This is a genomic window from Pandoraea sp. NPDC087047 (assembly GCF_044745225.1).
In the GTDB taxonomy this organism is placed as follows: Bacteria; Pseudomonadota; Gammaproteobacteria; order Burkholderiales; family Burkholderiaceae; genus Pandoraea.
Window position 1 is genome coordinate 1 of sequence record NZ_JBIUZU010000025.1, and the last position, 4,863, is coordinate 4,863.

Below are 4,863 nucleotides of genomic sequence, written 5' to 3' on the forward strand. Positions count from 1 at the left end.
GAGGTCGAAGCGCGTACATACGAGGCGCCACAAGGTGAGGTGGAGCAGGCACTGGCGGCGGTATGGGCCGAGGTGCTGGGCATCGAGCGGGTGGGGCGTCATGACAACTTCTTTGAACTCGGTGGGCATTCGCTGGCACTCGTTCGCGTCAATGCACGACTGACCAGCCGCCATGGCTGGGACATTCCCATGCGTCAGATATTCGATCACCCCACGATCGGGGCGATCGCACAGCACGTGCCGGCGGCGCAGGGCGCCGATGGTGGTCACCGGCAGCAGCGGCTTTCCCTGATGGATAGTCTGCTCAACGAACTCGAGGTGTAATTCATGACATTGGAAGCACAGCAGATCGCCCGCCGCTTTGCGGCGCTGGCGCCGCAGGCGCGTCGGGAATTCGTGAAGAAGCTGGAGGCCGCCGGCCTGAGCGCGGCGGACTTGCCTATCGTGCCGGCCGACCGCTCGGCACCGCTCCCGCTGTCTTATGCGCAGCGCGGCATGTGGCTGACCTGGCAGCTCGATCCGTCGAGCCCCGCCTACAACCTGCCGGGTGCCCTGTATCTCGAGGGTTCGTTGGACCACGACGCGCTGCACGCCAGCCTCAATCAACTGGCCGCCCGCCACGAGATTCTGCGTACGGTGTACGAGATCGGAGCCGATGGCGAGCCGGTGCAGCGCGTGCTGCCCACGCATGAGGTGGACCTGCCTTATCGCGATCTGCGCGGCAACAGCAATGCACTCGATACAGAGCTCGATGCCTTCTGCACGATGCCGTTCCAGCTCGATACGGCACCGCCGTTCCGCGCGGCGCTGTTCCGGTGCGGCGAGCAGCAGCACGTATTGGCACTCGCTGCGCACCATATTGCGGCCGATGGCTGGTCGATCCGTATCGTGATCGACGAGTTGCTGGCAGGGTATGAGGCGATCGTGGCCGGGCGTGTGCTGGCGTTGCCGTCGTTGCCCATCCAGTACGCTGACTTCGCCGTCTGGCAGCGCAACTGGCTGGGTGCTGGCGTTATGGAGCGCCAATTGGCGCACTGGACCGCGCGGCTTGGCGACACGCACGCCCCCATCGAATTGCCATTCGATCACCGGCGCGTTGCCCACGCCACGGCGGAAGGGCGTCACGCATTGACGCTGCCGGCGGCATTGAGCGAGCAATTGCGTGCGTTGGCTCGCACGCAGGGCGCCTCGCTGTTCATGGTCATGCTGGCGGTGCTCAAGGTGGCGCTGTATCGCTACGGTGGGCAGGCCGATGTGCGCGTGGGCGCGCCTATCGCCAGCCGTGACAAGGTGGAGACGCTCGGTCTCGTGGGTTGTCTGCTCGACGTACAGGTGTTGCGCACGCAGGTCGATGCCGGCAGGGACTTCGCCACGCTGCTGGCGAGCGTGCGGGAGACGGTACTCGATGCGCAGACGCATCACGATCTGCCGTTCGAAGCGCTGGTGGATGCCTTGCAGCCCGAGCGGCAGCCCGGCGTGCATCCGCTGTTCCAGGTGAAATGCACGCAGCAGGACGACAGGCCGGCCGCGATGACGGTGGCGGGACTGGCGGTCCGCGTGGAAGCCCGCAGCGGCGGGCGCGCGCACTTCGACCTGAGCTTCGATTTCACCGACCGTGCCGAGGGTATCGAGACTGTGCTGGCGTATGCCGCGGGATTGTTCGACGCCGCCACGATGGCGCGCTTCGCGCAGACACTCGTCGGTATCGCCGAACAGGCCGTGCGGGCACCCGACCTGCCGCTGGCGTTGTATCGGCTGCATGGTGAGCAAGCCATGCTGGAAGGGCCGTCGGTCACGTTCCCTGCGGAAGACCTGCTTGGGTTGTGGGACGCCGCAGTGCGCGAGGTTCCGCAGCGCGACGCGGTTCGTCATGAGGACCGGCACTTCAGCTATGCAGCGCTGGATGCCCATGCCAACCGTCTGGCCATGTTGCTGCAGGCGCAAGGGGTGGGGGTGGAGACACGCGTGGGCATCTACGCGGATCGATCGTGCGAGTTCGTGCTTGGCGTGCTGGCGGTGCTCAAGGCGGGCGGCGCGTACGTGCCGCTCGATCCGCAGTTGCCCGCCGACCGGCTTGCCTATCAGCTTGAAAACAGCGGCGCGGCGTTGCTGCTCGCGGCGCAGGCACCGGCGTGGCCGGTAGCCGTGCCGGTGTTGCCGCTGGCTTTCGATGCGCAGACGCCGGTAGAGACGAGCGCGTCGGTGTGGCCGGCCGTATCGACCAGCCAGGCCGCCTATCTCATCTACACCTCCGGGTCCACGGGCCAGCCCAAGGGGGTGACGGTCACGCGCGGCGCGCTGGTCAACTATGTGCAGGCGGTGCTCGCACAGATGGCGCTCCCGGCCGATGCCGAAAGTCTGGCCATGGTGTCGACCGTCGCCGCGGATCTCGGGCATACCAGCTTCTTCGGCGCGCTGTGCAGTGGTCGCACGCTGCACCTCATCAGTCGCGAGCGCGCTTTCGATCCCGACCGTTTCGGTGCCTATATGGCCAAGCATCGGGTGGGCGCGCTCAAGCTCGTACCGAGCCATCTGCAGGCATTGCTGCAGGCCGCCGAACCCGCACACGTGTTGCCGCGCTGTCTGCTGGTGTTGGGCGGAGAGGCGACGCACTGGGACTTGCTCGACCGTGTGCGCACGTTGCGCCCGGACTGCCGCGTCATGAATCACTACGGTCCCTCCGAGACCACGGTGGGTGTGCTGACCCAGCCCGCGTCCGACGCCAGCCGTCTGGCCGCGAGCTTGCCGATTGGCCGTCCCATCGCCAATATTCAGGCGCTGGTGCTCGATGCCGACCTGAACCCGGTGCCGCAGGGCGCGACCGGTGAGCTGTATCTGTCCGGTGCGGGCCTCGCGCGCGGTTACGCGGCGCGCCCGGGACAAACGGCCGAGCGCTTTGTCGCTCATCCGCAGCACGTCGGTGAGCGCATGTACCGCACCGGCGACAAGGTGCGTCTGCTTGCCGATGGCAGCGTCGCGTTCCTGGGGCGGGTAGACGACCAGCTCAAGATCCGCGGATACCGCGTGGAGCCCGGCGAGGTCCGCCGCGCGATCCTGGCGCTGGCCGGCGTCACGCAAGCCGAAGTCTTGCCGGGAGAGGCGGACGACGGCCGCACCATGCTGTGTGCCTACGTCGTAGGTGAGGGCATTGATGCGTTGACCATTCGGGCCAGCCTGTCGGCATCGCTGCCCGACTACATGGTGCCGGCATCGATCGTGCGGCTCGATGCGATGCCGCTGAACGCCAACGGCAAGATCGACCGCAAAGCCTTGCCGCAGCCGGAGCGCGAGAGCGGTGCCGTCTACGAAGCCCCGAGGGACGCCCTCGAGCAGACGCTGGCCGATATCTGGGCCGACCTGCTCGGCGTGGACCGCGTGGGCCGCACCGACAACGTGTTTGCACTGGGCGCCGATTCGATTCTCAGCCTCAAGGTAGTGGCGCGGGCGCGCAAGCAGGGCATCAAGGTGCTCCCGCGACAACTGCTCGAACATCAGACGCTGGCCGAGTTGTCGCGAGCGCTACATCCGGAATCCGACGCGCAGACCGAGGTGGCCGTCCCGACGATTCCCCGACGCGCCGATCCTCTGGCGCCGGTGCCGCTGTCGCACGCGCAGATGCGTCAGTGGTTCGTGTGGCAGTTGGACCCGCAGAGCACCGCACACCATATCGCGGGCGGCTTGCGCCTGCGCGGCGCGCTCGATGCCGAGGCGCTCGACGCCAGTCTCGCGGCGCTGGTGCAGCGTCACGAGGCGTTGCGCACGGTGATCGAGTCCGATGCCGATGGTCACCCGATGCAACGGGTGCGAGACGATTTCCGACTCGACCTCATGCGCGCAGATGCAGCCGATCCGGCCGATGTGCAGGCTCACGCGGCACGAATGGCGATGACGCCATTCGATCTCGACGGGGGCTCGCTCGTACGCGCCGGCGTGATCCGCGTGGCCGACGACGATCATGTTCTCGTGGTGGTCATGCACCACATCGTGTCGGATGGCTGGTCGATGCGCCTCATCGTCGACGAGTTCGTACAGCAATACCGTGCGCGGCTCGATGGCCAGACGCCGCCGTTGCAGCCGCTGGCGATTCAGTACGGGGACTATTCGGTCTGGCAACGGCAGTGGCTGGAAGCAGGCGAACAGGCACGTCAGCTCGCCTACTGGAAATCGCAACTGGGCGATGAGCAGCCGGTGTTGCAACTGCCGACGGACGCACCGCGCCACGCGGCCGACGGCTATCGCGAAGCGCGTCACGTGGTCATGCTGCCCGACGACCTGGCGCAGACGCTCAGCCGCCGTGCGCAAGCCAATGGCGCCACGGTGTTCATGGTGTTGCTGACGGCGTTCCAGTCGCTGCTGAGCCGCTATACCGGTCAGACCGATATCCGCGTCGGCGTGCCGATTGCCAACCGTCACCGTGCAGAAACGCAGGAGGTGGTCGGTTTCTTCGTGAATACGCAGGTCATGCGCCTGCGGCTGGATACGCGTACCACGCTCGCACAGGCGCTTGCTCACACGCGCGAGGCGGCATTGGGCGCGCAGTCGCATCAGGATCTGCCGTTCGAGCAACTGGTAGAGGCGTTGCAGCCGGAGCGCAGTCTGAGCCATCACCCGCTATTCCAGGTGATGTTCAACCATCAGCGCGATGGCCGGGCCGCGCTGAAGCATCTGCCGGGGCTGACGGCGGAGCCGTATGCCGTGGGCGAGCAGTCGGCGCAGTTCGAACTGGTGCTGGAGAGCATCGAGCAGGAAGACGGTCAGTTGCAACTGACGTTGCGCTATGCCGCTGAACTCTTCACGGCAGGGACGATTGCGCGCATGGCCGAGCACTACGTGGCCATGGTGCGTGCACTGGCGACCCAGCCG

The 4,863-nt window shown here is 66.6% G+C and carries 2 protein-coding genes; both read left to right on the forward strand.

Annotated elements, in window-relative coordinates; genetic code table 11:
- Positions 1-324, forward strand: a 324-nt coding sequence (locus tag ACIPHM_RS24470; protein WP_400334265.1) for a phosphopantetheine-binding protein, incomplete at its 5' end; no start/stop codon positions are given.
- Positions 325-327: 3 nt separating this feature from the next.
- A partial coding sequence (locus ACIPHM_RS24475) for an amino acid adenylation domain-containing protein (protein WP_400334268.1) occupies positions 328-4,863 on the forward strand: 4,536 nt, incomplete at its 3' end.